This is a genomic window from Eubacterium sp. MSJ-33 (assembly GCF_022174665.1).
Classification (GTDB): domain Bacteria; phylum Bacillota; class Clostridia; order Lachnospirales; family Lachnospiraceae; genus Coprococcus_C.
In genome coordinates this window covers 1,397,342-1,417,572 of sequence record NZ_CP076562.1, presented here as the reverse complement: position 1 = coordinate 1,417,572, position 20,231 = coordinate 1,397,342, and the positions used below count along the sequence as shown (strand labels likewise).

General features: G+C 38.2%; 23 protein-coding genes and 1 pseudogene. 19 read left to right on the top strand and 5 right to left on the bottom strand.

Annotation, left to right across the window (positions count from 1 at the left end; translation table 11 throughout):
* Window positions 1–50: 50 nt before the first annotated feature.
* Window positions 51–1,958, bottom strand: a complete 1,908-nt coding sequence (locus KP625_RS06595) for an N-6 DNA methylase (RefSeq protein WP_238299855.1) — start codon at window positions 1,956–1,958, stop codon at window positions 51–53.
* A gap of 269 nt (window positions 1,959–2,227) precedes the next feature.
* Between KP625_RS06595 and KP625_RS06590 the strand changes: the two genes are divergently transcribed.
* Window positions 2,228–2,503, top strand: a complete 276-nt coding sequence (locus KP625_RS06590) for a hypothetical protein (protein ID WP_238299854.1) — start codon at window positions 2,228–2,230, stop codon at window positions 2,501–2,503.
* Window positions 2,504–3,088: 585 nt separating this feature from the next.
* On the opposite strand, the gene KP625_RS06585 is transcribed toward KP625_RS06590, so the two are convergent.
* Complete coding sequence (locus KP625_RS06585) at window positions 3,089–3,709, bottom strand: helix-turn-helix domain-containing protein (protein ID WP_238299853.1); 621 nt, start codon at window positions 3,707–3,709, stop codon at window positions 3,089–3,091.
* Window positions 3,710–3,873: 164 nt separating this feature from the next.
* On the opposite strand from KP625_RS06585, the gene KP625_RS06580 reads away from it, so the two are divergent.
* The 15 genes and pseudogenes from KP625_RS06580 (at window position 3,874) to KP625_RS06520 (ending at window position 13,289) form a co-directional block, all read left to right on the top strand.
* Window positions 3,874–4,149, top strand: a complete 276-nt coding sequence (locus KP625_RS06580; RefSeq protein WP_238299852.1) for a hypothetical protein — start codon at window positions 3,874–3,876, stop codon at window positions 4,147–4,149.
* A 2-nt stretch (window positions 4,150–4,151) separates the two neighbouring features.
* Window positions 4,152–4,520: a helix-turn-helix domain-containing protein gene (locus KP625_RS06575; protein WP_238299851.1), complete on the top strand. Its 369-nt coding sequence runs from the start codon at window positions 4,152–4,154 to the stop codon at window positions 4,518–4,520.
* Between the two features lie 241 nt (window positions 4,521–4,761).
* Window positions 4,762–5,346 carry a DUF2815 family protein gene (locus tag KP625_RS06570; protein ID WP_238299850.1) on the top strand — a complete coding sequence of 195 codons (585 nt, stop codon included), beginning with the start codon at window positions 4,762–4,764 and terminating at the stop codon, window positions 5,344–5,346.
* 3 nt (window positions 5,347–5,349) lie between these two features.
* Window positions 5,350–6,636 (top strand): reverse transcriptase domain-containing protein, encoded by a 1,287-nt coding sequence (locus KP625_RS06565; RefSeq protein WP_238299849.1) that lies wholly within the window; start codon window positions 5,350–5,352, stop codon window positions 6,634–6,636.
* Window positions 6,637–7,134, top strand: coding sequence for a hypothetical protein (locus tag KP625_RS06560; protein WP_238299848.1), 498 nt, complete (start codon window positions 6,637–6,639; stop codon window positions 7,132–7,134).
* A 2-nt stretch (window positions 7,135–7,136) separates the two neighbouring features.
* Window positions 7,137–8,747, top strand: a complete 1,611-nt coding sequence (locus tag KP625_RS06555; RefSeq protein WP_238299847.1) for a type IV secretory system conjugative DNA transfer family protein — start codon at window positions 7,137–7,139, stop codon at window positions 8,745–8,747.
* 16 nt (window positions 8,748–8,763) lie between these two features.
* Window positions 8,764–8,976 (top strand): DUF3847 domain-containing protein, encoded by a 213-nt coding sequence (locus tag KP625_RS06550; protein ID WP_238299846.1) that lies wholly within the window; start codon window positions 8,764–8,766, stop codon window positions 8,974–8,976.
* Between the two features lie 6 nt (window positions 8,977–8,982).
* Entirely contained in the window at window positions 8,983–9,939 is a 957-nt protein-coding gene (locus KP625_RS06545) for a DUF5688 family protein (RefSeq protein ID WP_238299845.1), read from the top strand.
* A 12-nt stretch (window positions 9,940–9,951) separates the two neighbouring features.
* Window positions 9,952–10,080 (top strand): hypothetical protein, encoded by a 129-nt coding sequence (locus KP625_RS13570; RefSeq protein ID WP_255731696.1) that lies wholly within the window; start codon window positions 9,952–9,954, stop codon window positions 10,078–10,080.
* Window positions 10,061–10,258, top strand: coding sequence for a hypothetical protein (locus KP625_RS06540; RefSeq protein ID WP_238299844.1), 198 nt, complete (start codon window positions 10,061–10,063; stop codon window positions 10,256–10,258). The genes KP625_RS13570 and KP625_RS06540 overlap by 20 nt, the downstream gene beginning before the upstream one ends.
* A 72-nt stretch (window positions 10,259–10,330) precedes the next feature.
* Window positions 10,331–10,978 carry an ImmA/IrrE family metallo-endopeptidase gene (locus tag KP625_RS06535; RefSeq protein ID WP_238299843.1) on the top strand — a complete coding sequence of 216 codons (648 nt, stop codon included), beginning with the start codon at window positions 10,331–10,333 and terminating at the stop codon, window positions 10,976–10,978.
* A gap of 97 nt (window positions 10,979–11,075) precedes the next feature.
* Window positions 11,076–11,729, top strand: a pseudogene (mobQ, locus tag KP625_RS06530) (MobQ family relaxase).
* Window positions 11,730–11,855 (top strand): hypothetical protein, encoded by a 126-nt coding sequence (locus tag KP625_RS13565; RefSeq protein ID WP_255731695.1) that lies wholly within the window; start codon window positions 11,730–11,732, stop codon window positions 11,853–11,855.
* 21 nt (window positions 11,856–11,876) lie between these two features.
* Window positions 11,877–12,650, top strand: a complete 774-nt coding sequence (locus tag KP625_RS06525) for a MobA/MobL family protein (protein WP_238299842.1) — start codon at window positions 11,877–11,879, stop codon at window positions 12,648–12,650.
* Between the two features lie 132 nt (window positions 12,651–12,782).
* Entirely contained in the window at window positions 12,783–13,289 is a 507-nt protein-coding gene (locus KP625_RS06520; protein ID WP_238299841.1) for a hypothetical protein, read from the top strand.
* Window positions 13,290–13,583: 294 nt separating this feature from the next.
* Here the strand turns inward: KP625_RS06520 and KP625_RS06515 are convergent, their stop codons facing one another.
* Window positions 13,584–14,339 (bottom strand): hypothetical protein, encoded by a 756-nt coding sequence (locus KP625_RS06515; protein ID WP_238299840.1) that lies wholly within the window; start codon window positions 14,337–14,339, stop codon window positions 13,584–13,586.
* Window positions 14,340–14,954: 615 nt separating this feature from the next.
* Here KP625_RS06515 and KP625_RS06510 point away from each other — a divergent pair.
* Both KP625_RS06510 and KP625_RS06505 read left to right on the top strand, forming a co-directional pair.
* Window positions 14,955–16,361 (top strand): ATP-binding protein, encoded by a 1,407-nt coding sequence (locus KP625_RS06510; protein ID WP_238299839.1) that lies wholly within the window; start codon window positions 14,955–14,957, stop codon window positions 16,359–16,361.
* Between the two features lie 16 nt (window positions 16,362–16,377).
* A complete protein-coding gene (locus tag KP625_RS06505) occupies window positions 16,378–17,523 on the top strand; it encodes a DUF4317 domain-containing protein (protein WP_238299838.1) in 1,146 nt (381 codons plus the stop codon).
* A gap of 1 nt (window position 17,524) precedes the next feature.
* Here KP625_RS06505 and alr read toward each other — a convergent pair whose 3' ends face one another.
* The gene (alr, locus tag KP625_RS06500) at window positions 17,525–18,625 is read right to left on the bottom strand and encodes an alanine racemase (RefSeq protein WP_238299837.1); all 1,101 of its coding nucleotides are present in this window, start codon (window positions 18,623–18,625) and stop codon (window positions 17,525–17,527) included.
* Between the two features lie 166 nt (window positions 18,626–18,791).
* On the opposite strand from alr, the gene KP625_RS06495 reads away from it, so the two are divergent.
* Window positions 18,792–19,469, top strand: coding sequence for a YoaK family protein (locus KP625_RS06495; RefSeq protein WP_238299836.1), 678 nt, complete (start codon window positions 18,792–18,794; stop codon window positions 19,467–19,469).
* Window positions 19,470–19,540: 71 nt separating this feature from the next.
* On the opposite strand, the gene KP625_RS06490 is transcribed toward KP625_RS06495, so the two are convergent.
* The gene (locus KP625_RS06490) at window positions 19,541–20,041 is read right to left on the bottom strand and encodes a DUF6512 family protein (RefSeq protein ID WP_238299835.1); all 501 of its coding nucleotides are present in this window, start codon (window positions 20,039–20,041) and stop codon (window positions 19,541–19,543) included.
* Between the last annotated feature and the right edge of the window lie 190 nt (window positions 20,042–20,231).

Genomic DNA, 20,231 nt, shown 5'->3' with positions numbered 1-20,231 from the left:
TCTCGAAACTGAGGAATTTAATTCCTAAGAATTGAGAGGGAGAGAATAAATTAAAATCCATATTCATGAACTATATTATTTTTTTTAATGAAAAGATTTTTGCAATACTGCTCCATATAATCATAGTCAATCTCACCATTCTTGGTGACAGGAAGAATGATTTTTTCTTTTAGAATTCGAAACAAACTGAATTTATAGCCGTAAAAATATTTTCCATCAATGGCATTTGAGATGCAGGCACATAGGAAAAGTCCTGTATATTGGTTCATTTCTCTTTCCTTGAATTTGATAGTAATTAAATGAGGATTGGAGATAAAATCACTCGGTTGATAAAAGGTTGTTCCTTTGGATGCTGTTTCTATGGTAACTACTTGCCTTGCATTAAGCTTTGCCATTTTTCCATTGGATAAAATCTTGGAATAAAAATCTTCATAACCATTGTCAAATTTGGAAGTGGTTATTCTTGGAATATCATTTCCTTCCATCAATTTTTTTTCATTTGTAATTTTAGCACCGGAGATAATGAAATCCTCTCCAAGCTGAAATACACCCCACTTTTTATTTTGAAGTTCTTCAAGTGGAATATAAGTACCTTTTTCAGGTCCATTTTGGAATAACTCAGATCTGCCATTTAATATCATGTTGAAGTGGAATGTGAGATAGTTATTCACTTTTTCCTCAAACACTTTTTCACTTGGTATATTTAAGTTGGCATGATAAAAATTAAATAGCCATTCATCATCTTTTTGTACAGTAGTTTGTATGCAGAAGTTGGCATCTGATTTTATCTCATTGTTCCAAACTTTTAATAGATATTCTTTTTTTATATCTGCCTCTGGTGTGTAAATCCTTTGGGTATGTGGATGATTGATATAGCCATCATCCTTAAAATCTATAAATTTACAGAGCTTGTCTGTAGGGTGTGGTTGGTGTGCTGTAAAGATGGCAATGACAGAATTGGTAGCAACACCATAGAAAGTATTTGGATTTAATGTGATAATTCCTTCTAATGTATGGTGCTTGTGGATGTCAAATTTATAGCAGTTTGTCTGTTTGGAATCTACAAAGGTGGCTGCAGGAACAATGACTGCACATCTTGCTCCATCTGACAGCGAATCAAGAAAATGCTTCACAAAAAATATCTCACTGAGTGAAGCATCTGTTTTCCCTTGGGCATATGGAGGATTCATAAATCCAACAGTTGCCTTCACTGTGTCTTTTATCAGAGAACTTGGAGTTTCAAGAAAATCTCTACATGTTATATGATCTGGTCTGCAACCTCTTAAAATCAAATTTGTAATGGTGATAGTAAACATATGTGGTTCAATATCATATCCATACAGGTTACTCTTTCCAACTTCTTTATTTATAAAAGATGAAATGAGAAAACTGCCTGTACCACAGCACGGATCAATGATAATGTCAAAAGCATTAAGGTTAATCAGATCAGCACATAAATCCATGATATATGTAGGAGTCACAACAACACCCAAATGCTTTGAATCTGAAGAATATTTCATAAATAGGGTGTAAAACAAACCGAGATAATCATCATTCAAATTATGTTCCTTGCAGAAACTGACAAGATTCTCATCTAAATATTGCAAAAAATATTTGATAGGTGTGGTTCCTAATTTTGAATGAATATGATTGATACTTTCAATCTGCTTTACACAGAGAAAACAATTCATAATAACAGTAAGAGTGGCTTCGTCAGAAATGATGTTTGCCAACTCATCAGCAAGCAAAGAATAAAGCTTTGCACCATCTGTTATTTCTTCATCAGAAGAAAGGCAGCTAAAATCAAATAAACCATCTTCTTTGAATTTTATAGAAAGTAAACATGCAGATACAATCATGGCTTTATCAATATCTCTGAGATTGCTGAGATTTCTCATATTTATATTCAGTGTGGAAGCAATGGTATTTAGTTGATTTTGATATGTTTGTGTATTCATTTGTACCCCCTTATCTGTCTTTGCAATATGCATATATCAGAATTATTATATACTATTTTATTTGCAGTAGATAAAAATATAATAAAATCATCTCTGTATAGAGGAATTTAATTCCTTTGTTTGCTATAATTATTGACATAAGCATCAACTTAATATGATAACAAAAAATACAAAACAAAAATATGTTAATAGGGATTTGCCTTATAACTCTTTACAAGAAAGAACGTATGTTCTATAATTTCCTTGAGAAAAAGTAAGAGGGTAATGCTGTGTACAATAATGATATAGATGCAATTTGTCAATATAATAAGGATGGAACAATTATTCCAATTAAAATCAGAATTCAGGATGAGAATGGAGAGTATCAAATATATACGATATTATCATCTCGGATAATCAGTAAAGGCACAATAATGCTTCCGAATGAAGTTGTTGTTACGGAGAGTATATTGCGATTTGCATGCACCATCAATGTATTTGGATGTGAGAAAAATGTTATTTTACATTACGATAAAAGATACACAAAATGGTCTATATATTATTAGAGGTATGTTTTGTAAATGATGAATTATGGAGAAAAAGAGGTGTTACACATTAAATGTATATAGTGTGTAGCACTTTTTTAGTAAAAAATATTATTTTTGAATCTCAAGTTGTACAAATTTATAGCATTTATTTTTTCCTAAAAATATCTCATATTTAATTTTTAGTTAAAATATATGACAAGGATTAAAACCAATCATCATATCTCAAGGATGAAAATGTAATAAAATGTATTTTCTATTTTATATAAATAAAATACAATAATAAACTATATTACAAATATAAACAGTAACTGAAGAAAGGTATAGACTACAGACAGACTTTGACTGAAGGACAGACATTGACAGAAAGAAGTAGACTGAAGAAAGAAGTTGATTGTAGGAAAGACATAAATGATAGACTTTATAAGGGATGATTATTTGAATGATTATAGACAGATTGAAAAGGAAAACTGTCTGCGGGAAACCGTAAAGGGAAAACCGCCATAGGAAAACTGCCGTGGGAAAACTGCCTGGGGTAGTTTTTTTTAGGGGAAAATATCACAATATTATAGGTGACAAATTCCCCTAAAAAAAGAAATCTCTCATTTATACACTTGAAGTGACATTCAAATGATAATCATCTGCTACATATTGACCATTTGACAGATGAGAATGTTTAGTGACAGTGATATAACCTTTTCTGATGAGACCAGCTCTTGCATTTCTGATTTGTCCTGAATTGCCACCAAAAATCTTAGCCACATCTGTATCTGTGTACTTCCAGCCTGGAGCAAGACAGCAGAGAATCGCCCATAATGCCAGCTCAGACAGGGTGAGACTGCTTTTATCCTTCTTTATCTTTCCAATATCTTCAGATGGCAAACCTTTGCAGAGATACAACGGAATCAGCACATAGTTCTTCTCTGTCTCATATGTATTAGCCAGTACATCTACATGCTTATACTGTTTATATCCATTTATGATTTCCTGCGGTGTAATCTTGATGAATCCCTCTTTAATCAGTTTCTTCTGTGCAGATCTGATAGCATCTACACCATCTGCACAGATTCTGCTCATGCCGAGCATGGAGTAATTCCAGTTTTCTGGCAGAGAGCAGATATGAATATATAACCCCTTTTCTTTCAGATTCAACTTTCCCTCTTTTAGAAAATCAATGGGAATCTTTACTGCTTCAACCTCAATCTTGTCCTTGGTGATATATGCCATATGGCATCCCTCCTTTGGTAATATTTTTATAATCAATATGATAAAAAACCAAAAAAAATTGCGAAAATCGAAAATTTTCACGAAGATTTCACATCTTTTCACATCTGAACTTTCTTTTTTTTCTCATGTTTATAGAAATAAAAAAAATAAGGAGGAGGAAAAACATGACATATGCAGAATGCTATGTACTGCTTCGTTTCTTTGATGCGTTGAATCCAGCATTTATCGAAGCACTTGCAAAGAAGAACAAGCAGACAGTGACAGCATATCACCACTGGTTGGAGGAGAGAGTTTATATGGTAAAAAACCTGACAAAAGAACAAAAAAACTTTCTGCTTGAGAAGGTGGCAGATATGGATGAAGACGAGATTTCTGTAATGGAACGAGTGAATCATCTTCCATTTAGAGATGTGTATGAGTTGATGAGAAGGGAGAGGTAGATATGCAAGATATCAATTTAATGTTGTACAAGGCTGCGGAAAAGGAATGGGGAACACAGAGGGCAATGGCATCCCATTTCGATTTAAGTCCAACCAGTCTGAATAGGCTGTTTAATGGAGGCAGAAAGTTGGAAATCTGTAGGTTTGTCAATGTATGCCATGCTCTGGAAATCCTGCCACAGGATTTAATTAAAGGAAGTATGGAAAAAACATGGCAGTATGAAGCACAGCCAATGACGAATCAGAAGGTTGCACAAGCCATCACAGAGATTCGGCATGAGAGAATGAAAGAATTCACAGCAGAAGAACAAAAAGCACTGTCAAGAAATAATCTGGAGCATAAGGAGATGGATGCTGCAATCAGAAGGTGAGAAAAGGCAGCCAAGCCAGTGGATGGGTTAGATGCAAAAGCATTAAAAGGAGTGAAGAGAAACATCAACATGGATGATCTATTGGTTCTTTGTACTATGTATCAACTCAGTCCAGATAGATTCTTTGACAAATTATTGCATTTGTAAATATGTAAAAAAATTGCGAGATCCATGGTTGGGCAGATATGCATGTGGGCGGTATAGTTTAATAGAACTATATCGTAAGAAAGGAGGCAGAGCTATGGAGAATAAGGTTATCATCCAAGCCATTGCTGCGTATCTGCACTGCTTTGAACCATATTCTTTTGCCAAGGATGGGAGCAATGGAAGGTACATGTGTACCTGCATTTACTCTAAATATGATAAGAAAACCAAGGCAAAGGTGGAGAAGGCAGTACAGGCAGCCATTGAAAAAGGAAAAAGGGAACTTTGGAAAGGAAAAGTGCCACCAAATCTTTATATCCCAGTTAAAGATGGAGATGAAAGAGATGGGAAAGACAGTGCATTTAAGGACAGCCTGTATATTGTTTCAAAATCAAAGATTGCTCCAGATGTCGTAGACCAGAAGGTGCATCCAATCTTTGACAAAAAGAAGATTTACTCAGGCTGTGTATGCAACATTGCATTGACATTTCTTCCATATAAGGCAGGACCAAACAATGGTATTACATGTATGCTTGGAAATATTCAGCTTGTAAAACAGACACCAGCAATGGGCGGCCGTACACGTGCAGAAGATGATTTCGATGTAATTGTGGATGAGTCAGAAGAAACAGAAGAGTCAACAGAAGATAATGTATTTAGACCTTTGGAAGAGGAAGGATAGCAGATGGGTAATCTCTTAGATCAGGTAGTGGAAAAAGAGAATATGGAACATGCATTAAGGACATTGAATCAAAATGCCTGTGCAGGAATCGATGGGGTGAAGGTAAAACGGTTGAAAGGACAGTTCCCAGACATGTATGAGACATTAAAATGTCAGATATTGGATGGGAAGTACAAGCCAATCAAATTGCTACGCACTTACATTCCCAAGGGAAATGCACAGTATAGGATGCTCAGTATCCCTGCTGCCGTAGACAGGCTGATACAGGCATCCATTGTACAAGTCCTTTCTCCAATCTACCAGATGGATTTCTCAGAATTCAGTTATGGATTTATCAAGGACAGAGGCTGTTATCCAGCACTTCTGCATGCCTTGAATGAGATAAACAAAGGGAAAACTCATATCATCAAAATTGACCTGAAAAAATTCTTTGACAATGTACCACATGATACATTGATGCAGATTTTGAGGAAGAAAATACAGGATGAGGAGCTTTTGAAACTGATATACAAATATCTGATTACAAAAGCTCTCATACCTAAAAAAGGAACAGTAGCAGTGACAAAGGGCGTGCCACAAGGTGGTCCTTTGTCACCGTTGCTATCCAATATCTTTCTGAATGAATTAGACCAGTTTCTGCAGGACCAGAATATCACATTCAGCAGATATGCAGATGATTGTATCATCCTGTGTGGAAGTGAATGGGAGGCTTGCTGTCGGTATGAGAAGGTACTCACATTCATTGAACAAGATCTGAATCTTGAAATCAACTATAAGAAGTCCAATGTATGTGATGCATCCAAGATAGAATTTCTAGGATATACATTCAAAAAAATAGAATTTGGGTATGTGTTTGATGTAACAGATGAAAGAATCACAGATCTGCAGGACAGAATGTTGAAAATCATTGAGGAATATTATGAGATGGTTTCAAATAAGGACTTTGTGCAGAAGCTGATGGAGCTTACAAGGGGGTGGATAAATTATTACTACATGGCAGGAATAGAAGCAAAGCTGGCAGATGTAGACAAGTGGTTTCGAGAGACAATCACAGAAATCCATAAGTATGACAAAGAAGTTTATCTGGCAGAATGCAGGGAGCTGAGGCATGGTGGAATGACAAAAGCACAGGCATACAGAACCGCAAATGCAGACCGAAAAATGGCAGGAAAAACAGTGATTCAGTTGAACATTCCGATAGAGAAATATTATGGATGGCTTCTTGATGCCGGGTATAAACCCTGCACGGAACTGTTAAGAAGAATAAGGAAGAAAAGGAAGGAGATATAAATGATGAAGGTAAGAGACAAGAAAGATATTCGAGTAAAGGTTGGTTTTATTCCAAGATCAAACTTTGATATCAAGCAATATCAAAAGACACAGGAAATGATGAATCAGATTGCAAGAGATTTTGACATGGATAAGCTTCCTCGTGTTGTCTATACAGGCAGATCAAATGGACATATAGAAGGATTCCGATGTAATGTGAAATCATTGCGTGAAGTACAGGTGATGAATAACAAATATTATATCTTCAATCTGGCGGAAGCACTTGGATATATACAGCTGCACAGAACCAGAGAAATAAGAATTATGTCAGAACGAGGCATTGAAATGATGGCAATCGGATATGCAGTTGCTTTTTGCAAGAGACTTGCGGAAAGAGAACAAGATACAGATTATATGCAGATGCTTCCGCCTGAGATTCTGGAAGAAGGAGAAATATCACTGGAGCTTAGTCAGTATATAGAGCATATGGAAGAGCTTTACGAGATGCAGGAGGCTTAGATATGAAGATTCTGAACTGGCTGTTTTACACAGGCTTGTGGACGCAGCCTTTTAGCATGTATGGATTGATGCAGATCATGAATAAAACACTTTCAGAACTGCAGAAAGATACAAAGACAGGACTGCTGTTTTTATTCTTTTCATTTCTGCCTACAATCTATATATGGAATCAAAATAAAACGGCAAAGAAAAACGGAAAACGGCAGTTTGGAATGCTTGATTCCATGAATCATCAATTAGATCCAGCATATCAGACAAGCCTTAGAGACAGAGCGAAATATCCACCTGTGGATAAGGGATACCTGTCTGGAGAACCCACAGGAATCATATTGGGAAAATACCAAGGGAAATATGTAAGAAAAGATTTACAGACAGATGGACATATCATGATTATCGGTGGTTCCGGTTCTGGAAAAAGTTCCTGTCTCATCATTCCGACTTTGTTATCCAATCCCAATATTGGTTTACTAGCCATTGATATCAAGGGGGAGTTATCCAGAAAGACAGCAAAGCTTGGAACAGAAGAGAACATAATCTTCAATCCCAATGACAGAAGAACATATGGGTATAATCCATTTTACAAATTAAATGAAAATTCAACAGAGCAGGAGATTATGGAATGTATGCAGATCACGGCAGTTTCTTTGATACCAATGCCGGCAGAATTGCGTGATACTTTCTGGAAGCAGTCAGCCAGACAGCTTTTGACAGGTCTCCTTATCTATTACTATAAGAAAGAATATCACAATCTTCCAGACATATGTGTTGAAATCCTGAAACAACCAATGCAGAAAACATTGGAGGAAATTCAAAAGAACCTTGGAAAGGAAGAGATAGAAATATTATTTCTTGGTTCTTATCTGGAAATTGCGGAAGAAACATTATCAGGTATTGCATCGGAAGTAACCATGCATCTGACAATCTTTGCAACAGATCAGAACATTCATTATGCATTCAAGGAAAATCCATTAAAAATGAACCCGGATATGCTGAATCATGGCAAGCACATTTATCTATCCATACAGGAGAATAAACTGACTGCTTACTATGATGTATTGCAGTTGATACTGAACCAAACATTATCAGAATTGGAAGGAAGAAAAGAAGAGGAAGAACCAATTCTGTTTATCATAGATGAGCTTCCAAGAATCCTGTCACAGGGAAAACTGGATAGGCTGCTGGATGGAGCAAGAACATTACGGTCAAGAAAGGTAAGCCTGATACTGGTTACGCAGAGTGTAGATGCACTGCTTTCTGCATACAGGGAAAGTGAGGTAGATGATTTAATCAGCAATTGTGCATATGTAGCTGTGCTTTCTGCAACATCCAAGAAAACACAGGACAAGATCATAAGCTGGAGTGGAAAATATACAGAGAGAAAAAACAGTTACAATCAGGGAAAGGGAGCATCCAATCATAGAAGTATATCCTATGAGAAGAGAAATATTGTGGAATCGGAAGATCTGGTTACACTGCCAGATACAGGAGAACTGATACTGATTACACCAAAAGGGTATAACAGAATCAAGAAAGCACCCTATTATAAAATTCCACAATTGAGAGACCGATCAGCAGACATAGAAACATTCAATCAGAACATAGAAAATATGTAATCGACAAGGAGAAACAATGGAAACGAAGGAAGAATTAGAAGCGTTACAGAAGAAGCATAGGGAACAGATGCAGAAGAACAGAGCCAAGGTGCAGGAAAGAAAAAATCGGGCGCACCGTCTGATCATCCGCGGAATCATGGCAGAAAATGCAATTGGAGAAAATGCAGGCAGTATGACCGATGAAGAGTTTCAAGATGCATTTAACCGGCTTATAGAAAAAAGGAGGTAACAGATTATGACATATGAAGAATTTATGGATGAATTTCAGAAGCATTTAAGTCAGGAATTGGAACATGCAGACATTGAGAAACTGCAGTTGCAGAAAATAAATGGGAAAAGAGATGCGCTTGCAATCAGGGAAGGAGATTGCAACACAGTTCCAATCATATATATGGATAATCAATATGAAAAGTATATGCAGGGGGATTCCGTGGAAGATCTGGCTCGACAGGTTGCAGACAACTATACAGAGTGTATGCGTGAAGAAAAGATAGATGATACATTTGTGCCAGAGCCAACCTATCAAGATGCACAGAAAAATTTATATTGTGCAGTTATAAATGGAGAGATGAATAAGGAATTATTAAAGACGGTTCCACATGAAAGAATAGAAGATCTTGCCATCATACCAAGAATGAAGGTGGGGAATATCGGAAGTTATCTGGTAACAACAGAAATATGTGGAATGGTTGGAATGACAGAGAAGGAAATCTTACAGACAGCTAAAGCCAATACAGCAAAAGAAAAATTCGTATGCAGAGATTTGACAGAGGTTGTATGTGGAATTATGAAAAGTCGTCACATGCCACAGAGCTATATAGATGAAACACGGTATATGGGGCAGACATCATCTCCGATATATATGCTTACAAATGAAGCAGCATATGATGGGGCGGCAATCCTCACATCCCCAGAAGCAATGGACCAGGTAAGAGAGCGGATAGGGGAAGATTTTTATATTATTCCAAGCAGCAGACATGAGGTACTTGCACTCCCAATCAGTGAGGCACCAGACATAGGATATCTGAAATCAGTGGTAGACGGTGTGAATAAAGAAGTGTCCTCAAAACTGGATGTGCTGTCAAACGAAGTGTATAGATATGATTCGCTTACCCGAAAAATCAGTATAGCAGATAAAATGGTAAACACACTTGGAAAAACAGAGAAAAAAACAAAAGGAAAAGGCAGATAGGGGGAAGAGAATATGGAAGATAATTTTGAGTTATACAGAATCTATATGAGAATCCGTGATATTCCTGAGAAAACGGAATATCTGGAGATTTCAGAAACTGAAAAAAAGGAGAATGCAGAGCATGAAGCAGGTACAGAATAATAACATTGAAGAAATCACAACAAAACTGGAAGAAGGAATCAAGGAACTGTTTGACAGTGATAAGTATAAGCATTATCTAAAGATCATGTCCAGATTTCATCCATACAGTTTCAATAATATACTTTTGATTGCCATGCAGAATCCAGATGCAACAATGGTGGCAGGATACGCGGCATGAAAAACAAAATTTCAAAGACAGGTAAACAAAGGGGAGCAGGGAATCAGAATCCTTGCTCCTGCTCCTTATAAGGTGGAAAAGGATGTTAAGAAGATAGATGAAAAAACAGGGAAAGAGATCATAGAGAGACAAGAGGTAATTGTGCCTGCATATAAAGTGGCAACGGTCTTTGATATTTCCCAGACAACAGGAAAAGAACTGCCACAGATAGTAACTCCATTGGAGGGAGATATAGAAGCATATCAAAATTTCATGGAGGCAATCAAAGCCAGTTCCCCGGTGCCAATCGAGATAAGAAACATAGCAAAGGAAAGTGTCAACGGATATTACAGTCAGACATTAAAGAAGATTGTTGTACAGGAAGGAATGGAAGAAATGCAGACAATAAAAACTGCAATTCATGAACTAAGCCATGCCATTTTACATGATGAAGAAACAGGAACAGAGGGAAAACTGGATACAAAGACAAAAGAGGTGCAGGCAGAAAGTGTTGCATATACAGTCTGCCAGCATTATGGCATAGATACATCGGATTACTCTTTTGGATATATTGCAGGGTGGAGCAGTAGCCAGAAAATGGGAGAGTTCAAGGACAGCCTCAAAACAATCCAACAGACAGCTTCCGAGATCATCAGGAGAATGGACGCAATATTATACCCGGAAAAAGAGCAGAAGAAACAGAAGATCATGGAGAAACACCATGTGAGAGGGCATAGGTAAATATGCCACAAAGCCCTCGGCAGAGCGCACCATCATGCCAGTATGGCGTGATGTATAAGTGCGCACTTCCAAGGAAGTGAAGGGAGGAATCAACGTTATGGCTATATATCATTTAAGTGTGAAAATCATAGGAAGAAAAGCTGGCAGATCAGCAGTAGCTTCCGCAGCCTATCGAAGCGGTACAAAACTTGTCAATGAATATGATGGGATAGAGCATGATTATACAAATAAAAAATGGATTGCTTATTCAGAAATAATGTTGCCGGTACAGGCTCCAGAAAGTTTTAAGGACAGAGAGAAATTATGAAATGCAGTGGAACTTGCAGAGAAATCCTCAGATGCACAGCTTTCGAGAGAGATAGAAGTTGCACTTCCCATAGAAATGACAGAAGCAGAACAGATTAAACTTGTACAGGACTATGTACAGGAGAATTTTGTAAATCAGGGAATGTGTGCAGATTTCTCCATCCATGTACCACCAGTCAGAAATCAATATGGACAACCTGTGGATGAAGCAGGAAATGTAGTACATGACATAAATCAAATGCAGTTTCAAAATCCACATGCGCATATCATGCTTACAATGCGCCCTCTGGATGAAAAGGGAAAATGGCAGGCAAAGTCAAAAATTGAATATCTGTGTGTCAAAGATGGAACACAGAAAGCATTCACAGCAGAAGAATACAAGATAAAAAAGACAGAAGGCTGGGAAAAACAGTACAAGTATAAACTGAATGGAAAATTTGTATGAATGACAGCCACAGAAGGAACTCTGAAAAAACTGGAACGACAGGGACGTACCCCCAAGACAAGCAAATATGGACGGAGAAACCCCATTGTGGAAATCTGGAACAGTCAGGAAGCAGAGCTTACATGAAGAAAAAACTGGGAGATAACAGTGAACCAGCACTTGGAACAACTAGGTTATCAGGCAAGAGTAGACAGCCGTTCTTATAAAAATCAAGGCAGACAAAATGAGATACCTTCCATCCATATGGGAGCATCCAGCAGATATATAAAAATGTTGTCAGACAGAAAACAGATCAACGAGGACATTAAAAAATATAACCATATGGCTTTGATGCTCCAGAAAGAGATTGACCGTATCTCAGAGCGTATGCGTGAGTTATCTGCACAGGCAGAGGCAAAATTGGAAGAGCTTCAGAGAGAGTTAAATCATAAATATGCAGAACAAGAGCTTATCAATCAAAAGCTGAGACCATTACAGGGGAAACTGCAGATGCTTCAAGAAACAATACAGAAGATTGAGAGACAAAAAGAACGGACTTTAGAGGCAAATAAAAAATCTTCAGAAAAAATTGAAAAATTGGAGTCGAAAATCAAAAAATATACCATATTTAATGTGCAAGAAAAAATCTCAGCAAAGAAACAGATTCAAATGGAAGAAAAAAATATCCAAGACAGAAACCTCTATATGCAGGGGATAATCCGGCAACATGGGTTGACAGATATCAAAGATCTGCAACAGCTTATAAACCAATGTTCGGAGGCAGATGCAGAATATCAGCAAATGACCGATCAGGCATTCCGTTGTGCAGAGGCAATCAAAAAAATCATGGAAGAATATGCACAATGCATGACGTGGATTATAAAAAGTTATCTGCCATTGGAAGAAAAGACAGTCAAAAGGCGAAAAATTGGAAGAAAATAGAGAAATTTTTGCAAAAACGTTGCAGCGACGACAATCTATAAAATAGAAGCAGAAAGGGAGTGGTCTATGAGATAGTTAGGACAGATACATAATAGGTATAGTATTCACAGATAAGAACAGGAGGAAAAATTTATGACAACATCGACACAGTACATTAAGAATCTAAAACAAAAAATCATTACATCAAAAATGTTGGAAGATGCTCTTTATAGCTGTAATAAGAGGGCAAAAAACTGTAGAGATAAGCAGGAAGAATATCGCAGATGGCGTTTAAGCTGTCGATATGAGAGAACATATTACAATGATAAGTATGATAATGAAGGTAAGTATAGGGAGAAAAAGGAACATTATTATAATATGAAATCTTGCTTCCTTAGACTGCTTGAACCATGTGCAATCCATGTTCATGAACTGGAAAATGGAGAGAAGCGGTATATGCTTTTTTACGAGCTTGAAAATCATAGCTTCCATTCTCCAATCTCATTTGAGGATGCAAAGAAAAGAACAGATTTACCAATTAAGACATTGGATGCTTCCTTTTATACCTTTGGCAGAGATATTCAGGAGCTTCTTTCTGTGCAGTTCACTGAAAAGATGTATGATTTGATTTTGAGCGGAGATTACACATTGGTTGCTTAGTCGTTGCTGATAGAAACAAAAATCAGTTGTATTTTTTCAGAATTTGTATATTATATAAGTAACAACCGGAGAGTTCCTGCCGTTTAAGTGGAAGGTTTAACAACAAGTAAAAATGAGACAGTTGGATTCATCTAACTGTCTCATTTTCTATGTAGCTCTGTGGTACAAAGCCCCAGAGATCTTTATTGAACTCTGTTCCATTTGAAAGCAGAAAGGACTCAGTTTCTCAACTGAGTCCTTGTCAGAGTAAAAATACTCCTATTCTGCCTTTTATAACTTCCAATTTCCACAGCATTATCTTTTTTGCCCACAGCCACTACAATACTGATAATCAGTCACTTCTTCATCATAAGCATCCTTAACTTTGACTCTTTCAGTGTCATTATATGGAACATCTTTATGTCTCCACTCAGAATGACAACTACTACATTTTTCCACTTCCACCCACCATGGATTTTCATCAGTACCACAATTTATCATCATGGTCCCTGAAGCTGCATAATGTGCTGTTGAACCTATAGATGTAATATCTGCTCCGCATTGGTTGCAAATCAGTACACTATATACTTCATCCTTATACTTAGTCACAACCCTATCTTCATACTCAGCGTCATGGTGTACAGTTTTCTTATGATCAACCCATACATGCTGATGCTCTGTATTTTGCTGAGTTGTTGACTGTGCTTGTGTAGTTGCAGTCTGAGTTGTTGTCTGCTGAGTTGTCTCTGCTTTCTTGTTGTCGGTCTTAGCTTCATCTTTTTTATTTGAAGTAGTTGTTTCCTGTTTTTTGTCAGATGCAGATTCGGTAGTAGTGTTTTCTTCTGTGATAGCTTCCGTAGTTTCTTCAGAAACTTCCTGATTATCTGAAAGATCTGCTAACTCTGTTGTAGATACATTTTCGATATCAGATTCTTTTCCGGCATCAGTTACAGTTGCATTGGTAGAAGAAGCAACATTAGAATTTGATGAATCCTGATTGCTACATCCACATGTAGATAACATAGCGATAGAAATAAATGTACATAAAATTGCTGTCTTAAACTTTCTCATTGGTTTTCTCCCCTCGTGTAAAATAGAATAGGTACATATGTATAATAAAGCAAGAACAATAGTTCTGCAATAGGTGAATAAATATTTATAAAATCAGAAAGTGGATTTCCCTTTTTATGAGCTTTCATCATTAGAAGATTATTCAAAGTATTTGACAAATGTAGATATGCACGTTACATTAAATTGGTATAAATAAATTCAATAATTATAGATATCACTGTATCTGAATAATTTTTTGAATAATTTGAAACTTGAAAGTGAAAAGACCCAGTAAAATCAAGGCTTCTGAGGGATGTCTAGGTTGTCTCCAAAACCTTTGGCGGGAGTTCGATTCTCTCATCCCCTGCTTGTGAAAAAGCCTTGAAAACCTTGTATTTACTGGGTTTTGGGGCTTTTTTCTTTTATGTGGTTTTGAAAACCTTAGCATACCTATTATACCTACTTGGCATATCTATATTAGCAGATTAATTCCCTATAACTGCTTTTTAACTTTATTTGCAGAAAAAAATGCAGAAATTTGTATAATGTACTTTTAGTAATTTATAATTTAGTAAAGTATGATTGACTAAAATAAAAATAAGAGTTATGATAAAAATATGAAAAGGGGGTGTAAGGATGTTTATTGGAAGAGAAAAAGAGTTAGAAGCTTTAGATCAACTATATAAATCGGATAAGTTTGAATTCGTAGTAATATATGGGCGACGGCGTGTAGGAAAGACTGCCTTAATCAATCATTTTATGGATGGAAAAAAATCAATCTATTTTATGGGCGTAGAGAGCAATGAGAAACAGAATCTGGAGAATTTCAGTAAGAGCATTATTGAATCTAGTAGTGGTATTCAAACCGAGACGTCCTTTTTATCTTTTCAGGCCGCTTTGGAGTATGGTTTTAAGTTGGCGGAAAATGAACGTATTATTCTTGCTATAGATGAATATCCTTATGTGGCAAGAACATCACAAAGCCTTGCGTCAACATTGCAGATGTTGATTGACAAATATAAAGATAGTACAAAATTAATGCTTATATTGTGTGGATCTTCTATGTCCTATATGGAGGACCATGTTCTTGCATATAAAGCACCTCTTTATGGAAGAAGGACAGCGCAGATGAAAATTGTGCCGTTTGATTTTGATGAGTGTTGTGCGTATTTAAGTGGCTTAACAGATCAGGACAAGGCATATATTTATGGAGTTGTTGGAGGAACACCGCAATATCTTCTTCAGATGAGTGATAAGCTAAGTGTAGAGGAAAATATTAAAAATACGTATTTGAATCCAATCTCATTTCTTTATGAGGAGCCAATGAACCTTCTGAAACAAGAGGTAAGAGAACCGGCAATTTATAATGCAATTATTACGGCTGTTGCAACGGGGCATTCCAGAATGTCAGAAATATCAACAAAGGTGGGGGAAAGTACTACAGTATGTTCTGGATATCTCAAGAATTTGATTGAACTTGGGATTATTAAGAAAGAAACTCCATATGGAGAAAAGGTCTCCAGAAAATCAATTTATTCGATTGAGGATAATATGTTCTATTTCTGGTATCGGTTTGTCTTAGATAACGTTTCTGTTATTGCAAGAGGTGCAGCAGATTTGGTTTATAGAAAAATTGAAGCACAGCTTGATGACTATATGGGTAACGTGTTTGAAGAAATTAGTAAACAATATTTGTGGAAATTGCTTCTTGCAGGGAAAGTACCGATTGAATTTACGTCGTTAGGACGTTGGTGGGGTAATGATCCCAGAAAGAAAACTCAAACAGAAATCGACATAGTGGGAGAACAGGACAGAAATTCAGCTATTTTTGCAGAATGTAAATGGCGAAATGAAAATGTTGACCTGGAAGTGTTAGAGACTTTGGTTGATCGAAGTGAATTGTTCCATTACACTAAAGTACATTATTTCCTTTTTTCTAAAACCGGTTTTACAAAAGGATGTATGGAAAAGGCGGAGAAAATGGGAAATGTTACATTGGTAAGCTATGCAGATATTGTGAAAGAATCGGTAAGAAAACTATAAGGAGAAAATAGAAATTATGATACAGAGCGAAGTAACTGAGATAAAAAAGATAATGACGAACAACGACTGTTGCATTCATGGACTTGCCGGATGTTATGTCGATGCGAATAAGGAAATGCATGTCTTAGAGCAGGGGAAGTTCCTTGTCCTGCCGGAGGAAGAACAGCACAAGTATTTTGACCTGATTAAGAAGGGCTTGTCCGGGCGGATAGGCAAGAATCTGTTGAATCTGGCATTTCGCACAGAGAATGGAATCACTGTGCAAAACCGGGATACGCTGATGCAGGTGTTAAACAGCGAGCTGAAAGATCCGCAGGTGTTGCAGGCGTATTTTGAGAAGATCCGCGATTCTTATGCATATGTGGATAATTATTATATTATGCTGGTGTATGGAGTCTACGATGTACCGGGAAAGACCGCGGACGGAATCGAGATGGAGGATGCATCCGACGTCGTGTACAAGTTCAATTTGACTCTGCTTTGTCCGCTCAAGCCATCGAAAGCAGGGTTGATATACAATCCGGTCGATAATAGTCTGGAGAATGCGATGCGGAATATGATGGTCGAGATGCCGATGAATGGATTCTTATTCCCGGCATTCAATGAGCGGATGAGTGATGTGCACGCAGCACTTTACTATACGAAGAAACCGTCCGAGTTAAATGACAGTCTGCTCATGGATGTGTTTGGCTGTGAGATTCCTGCAACTGCAGGCAAGCAGAATGAGATGTTTATCAATGCAATTGAAGCGGTAGAAGAGATGACATTTGACAAGGCGAAGGCAATCTACTCCAACATGCGGGAGCATGAGATGGAGTTAAAGGACAGCCCGGAGGAAGTGGTCGTTGACAAGAAAGAGACGGCGCGTATCCTAGAGGAAAGCGGGTTTGAAGAAGAGGAGATTCAGGCGTTTACGAAGACGTTCGATGAGGCAACCGAAGAGAATGGAAAGGTGCTTTTGAGTAATGTGTTCGAAGGAAGCAATAAGCTGAAGATCAAGTCCGGTAAGACGGAGGTTTCACTTCCGGTTGAACAGACAGATGCTATCGAGGTACGGAAAATCGATGGTAAAAACTGTATTGTGATTGAAATCAGTGACGATTTACTTGTGAATGGCGTGAAGATCAATAAATTTGATGGCCCGATCGATCTCTCTTTATAATCTAACAGTATACCCGTGGAACCGCGGAATTTACGAAGAGCGGATTGATTCGAAAGGTCACGAAATCGCCGATGGAAATGGGCGTTTTGGATACATCAAGGATGCACGAATTCATACTGATCTGACCAAGGACTGGCAGAGTTTGGCCTTCAAACTCTGCCGTTTGCTTTTTCTGTAAGCAGGCACGTTTGCAGAGGTGAAGTAACTGGAGCGGGGAGGGCCGTTTTGCGGTTACTTCGCGTGTCATGCCAAGCCCATGGAAATATCCGGCTGACACAACGGCGGTTGTAGACGCTTTCGACAGACGGCAGGATTTGCCGTAGCCGATGTTGTGACCGGCAGGCAACTGGTACACGTCGTCTACACGCGCAGTCAGGTCGCATACATTTTCAAAGCCATATGGATTTGAAACAGCGAGGCGACCGAGAAATGCAGAGCCAACGCGGACAGCATCCAGATTCATATACGGAAAACGGACGAGGGAGGAAGAGGAAGAGATATGACGTATCCCAAGTGGAATCCCTGCGTCCGTGAGGGTTGTACAAAGGTTGTTAAAATCTTCAAATTGTTTTTTGACAAAGCGTTCATTCTTACAACATGCTGCGTAAAAATGCGAATAAATTCCTGTGACCTGCACATGTGTCATGGCATGTACCGTGTTAATGATAGTGCTAATCTGCGAGGTTTTTTCACATAAGAAGCCGTAGCGGCCAAAACCGGTATCGATGCACAGATGTGCATGTGCGCAGAAATGATTTATATAAGAAGCAGTTTCTTCCAGCATCATTCCACATTCCACACTCGTGATACTGAGTGTAATATCATATTTGATCGCATTTGTGATATCTTCTGAATTATAGAGCGGTGTCAAAAGCAGAATTTCACCCCAAATTCCTTTTTTGCGGAGTTCTACAGCATCAGATAATTCTGTGACTGCAAAGTTTTTGATTCCCCGAGCTTGCAGAAAGGTAGCAAATTTGCTTAGACCGAGTCCGTAAGCATTCCCTTTTAATACAGCGATAATCAGGGAGTCTGAAGCCAGTTTTTTGATGATTTCGATATTATGTTCTAGTGCGTGAATCCGCACATTTAAGGTTGTCATAGTAATTGCTCCTTTGGTAAAAGATACATGTTAAATGATATCTGCTCTTGAATCTGATTGCAGTATAGAGTAGAATTGCATCGAAGTTGTATCGTAAATGTAACAAAGTTGCAAAAGATTTGTTTACAACATGCATATTTTAATAGAGAAATATATAGAGGTGACTATGATGGAAACATTATCAAGACATGCAAAGATTCAGACATCAGAGACATTTTTATTAAGTGCGATTTTGGCGTTGTCGGGTGGATTTCAGGATGCGTACACATACAATGTGCGAAACGGTGTATTCTCGAATGCACAGACCGGAAATGTTGTGCTGATGAGCCAGCATCTGATGCAGGGAGAATGGATGCGCGCACTGCACTACTTGTTCCCGGTGCTTGCGTTTGCATTTGGCGTACTTGTGGCAGAACGGATTGGACATACCTATAAGAATGCTAGAAAAATCCACTGGCGGCAGATCGTTGTTTTGATTGAGATATTGATTTTATTAGCGGTTGGGTTTATGCCGCAGAAGTTCAATATGGCGGCGACGATGCTCGTATCATTTGCCTGTGCGATGCAGGTACAGACGTTCCGCAAGGTCAATGGCTATGGGTATGCGAGCACCATGTGCATCGGTAACCTAAGAAGTGGAACCGAGAGCCTGTCCGTCTATATCCGGGAGCATCAGAAGGGGGCACTTCGCAAGGCACTGCATTACTATGGAATCATATTGATCTTTGCAGTCGGTGCCGGTGCCGGGGGAATTTGCTCGATGCAGATCGGCGTGCATGCAATCTGGATATCCTGTGTTCTGTTGCTTGCCGGATGCCTGCTTATGATTAAGGAGGAACGTTAAAAATATCGTTTTCTGTTAAGAATTTATTCGCAAGACCGTACCCGTGATCCATTCGGTGATCCGGGTACTTTTTAGTTGCTCATTTCCTGAAAGATGCCGAGCTGTGGCGGATATTCCGTAAAGGTGAAAAATGCCGCGGTTAAGAGGAGCAAAATCGCGGAAGAAAGGATGAGCTTTTCTGCCTTCCCATTTCGGTAGACATCATTTTCGACAAAGAGGGCGAAGATAACGCCTGCAAAATATAGTGCAATATTGATCCAGTCGTAGTTTTTTCCAAGGATGCCGTTCAGTGTATAGAAGACTGCGACGATGAAAATCATGCCGGACAAGATGCCGATGGTGCGTGCCCAGAGGTAATTTGCCGGCATTTTTTCGTGGAAGGAGAACAGCTCGACCAGCGTGAGCAGAAGCATCGGGAAGAAGAGCAGCTTTAAGTGCTCCCATGTGGATTCGTTGACGGCAGAGAACAGCCCGACGATGCGGTTTTGATCCGACCATTCATAGGTGAAATGCAGCAGCACTCCGAGGATGGAGATAAAGAGAAAGCGGATGGCGTTGGTTTTGAATTTCATGTTGGTTTGTCCTTTCTTGATTTAATCAGATTATGCAGATATGTATATAGTTTATGGATTTTTTGGAAATTTATACTATGTCCTGAGAAAGTATATGCGTGGATTGGGGGAATTTTCCTAAAATAGAAAATTTGCTCCAATGGGTGAAGTTGCGGGAGCTGGTAAATTGGGGCAAAAGTGTACAAAATCG

What these genes read in the sequence shown, in the direction of transcription:
- KP625_RS06510 (WP_238299839.1), top strand. Translation starts at nt 14,955, where the DNA reads ATGTTTATTGGAAGAGAAAAAGAGTTAGAAGCTTTAGATCAACTATAT.
- KP625_RS06495 (WP_238299836.1), top strand. Translation starts at nt 18,792, where the DNA reads ATGATGGAAACATTATCAAGACATGCAAAGATTCAGACATCAGAGACA.
- KP625_RS06520 (WP_238299841.1), top strand. Translation starts at nt 12,783, where the DNA reads ATGACAACATCGACACAGTACATTAAGAATCTAAAACAAAAAATCATT.
- KP625_RS06545 (WP_238299845.1), top strand. Translation starts at nt 8,983, where the DNA reads ATGACATATGAAGAATTTATGGATGAATTTCAGAAGCATTTAAGTCAG.
- KP625_RS06490 (WP_238299835.1), bottom strand. Translation starts at nt 20,041, where the DNA reads ATGAAATTCAAAACCAACGCCATCCGCTTTCTCTTTATCTCCATCCTC.
- KP625_RS06540 (WP_238299844.1), top strand. Translation starts at nt 10,061, where the DNA reads ATGAAGCAGGTACAGAATAATAACATTGAAGAAATCACAACAAAACTG.
- KP625_RS06505 (WP_238299838.1), top strand. Translation starts at nt 16,378, where the DNA reads ATGATACAGAGCGAAGTAACTGAGATAAAAAAGATAATGACGAACAAC.
- KP625_RS06555 (WP_238299847.1), top strand. Translation starts at nt 7,137, where the DNA reads ATGAAGATTCTGAACTGGCTGTTTTACACAGGCTTGTGGACGCAGCCT.
- KP625_RS06580 (WP_238299852.1), top strand. Translation starts at nt 3,874, where the DNA reads ATGACATATGCAGAATGCTATGTACTGCTTCGTTTCTTTGATGCGTTG.
- KP625_RS06560 (WP_238299848.1), top strand. Translation starts at nt 6,637, where the DNA reads ATGATGAAGGTAAGAGACAAGAAAGATATTCGAGTAAAGGTTGGTTTT.
- alr (WP_238299837.1), bottom strand. Translation starts at nt 18,625, where the DNA reads ATGACAACCTTAAATGTGCGGATTCACGCACTAGAACATAATATCGAA.
- KP625_RS06595 (WP_238299855.1), bottom strand. Translation starts at nt 1,958, where the DNA reads ATGAATACACAAACATATCAAAATCAACTAAATACCATTGCTTCCACA.
- KP625_RS06550 (WP_238299846.1), top strand. Translation starts at nt 8,764, where the DNA reads ATGGAAACGAAGGAAGAATTAGAAGCGTTACAGAAGAAGCATAGGGAA.
- KP625_RS06515 (WP_238299840.1), bottom strand. Translation starts at nt 14,339, where the DNA reads ATGAGAAAGTTTAAGACAGCAATTTTATGTACATTTATTTCTATCGCT.
- KP625_RS06565 (WP_238299849.1), top strand. Translation starts at nt 5,350, where the DNA reads ATGGGTAATCTCTTAGATCAGGTAGTGGAAAAAGAGAATATGGAACAT.
- KP625_RS06575 (WP_238299851.1), top strand. Translation starts at nt 4,152, where the DNA reads ATGCAAGATATCAATTTAATGTTGTACAAGGCTGCGGAAAAGGAATGG.
- KP625_RS06585 (WP_238299853.1), bottom strand. Translation starts at nt 3,709, where the DNA reads ATGGCATATATCACCAAGGACAAGATTGAGGTTGAAGCAGTAAAGATT.
- KP625_RS13565 (WP_255731695.1), top strand. Translation starts at nt 11,730, where the DNA reads ATGACAGCCACAGAAGGAACTCTGAAAAAACTGGAACGACAGGGACGT.
- KP625_RS06570 (WP_238299850.1), top strand. Translation starts at nt 4,762, where the DNA reads ATGGAGAATAAGGTTATCATCCAAGCCATTGCTGCGTATCTGCACTGC.
- KP625_RS13570 (WP_255731696.1), top strand. Translation starts at nt 9,952, where the DNA reads ATGGAAGATAATTTTGAGTTATACAGAATCTATATGAGAATCCGTGAT.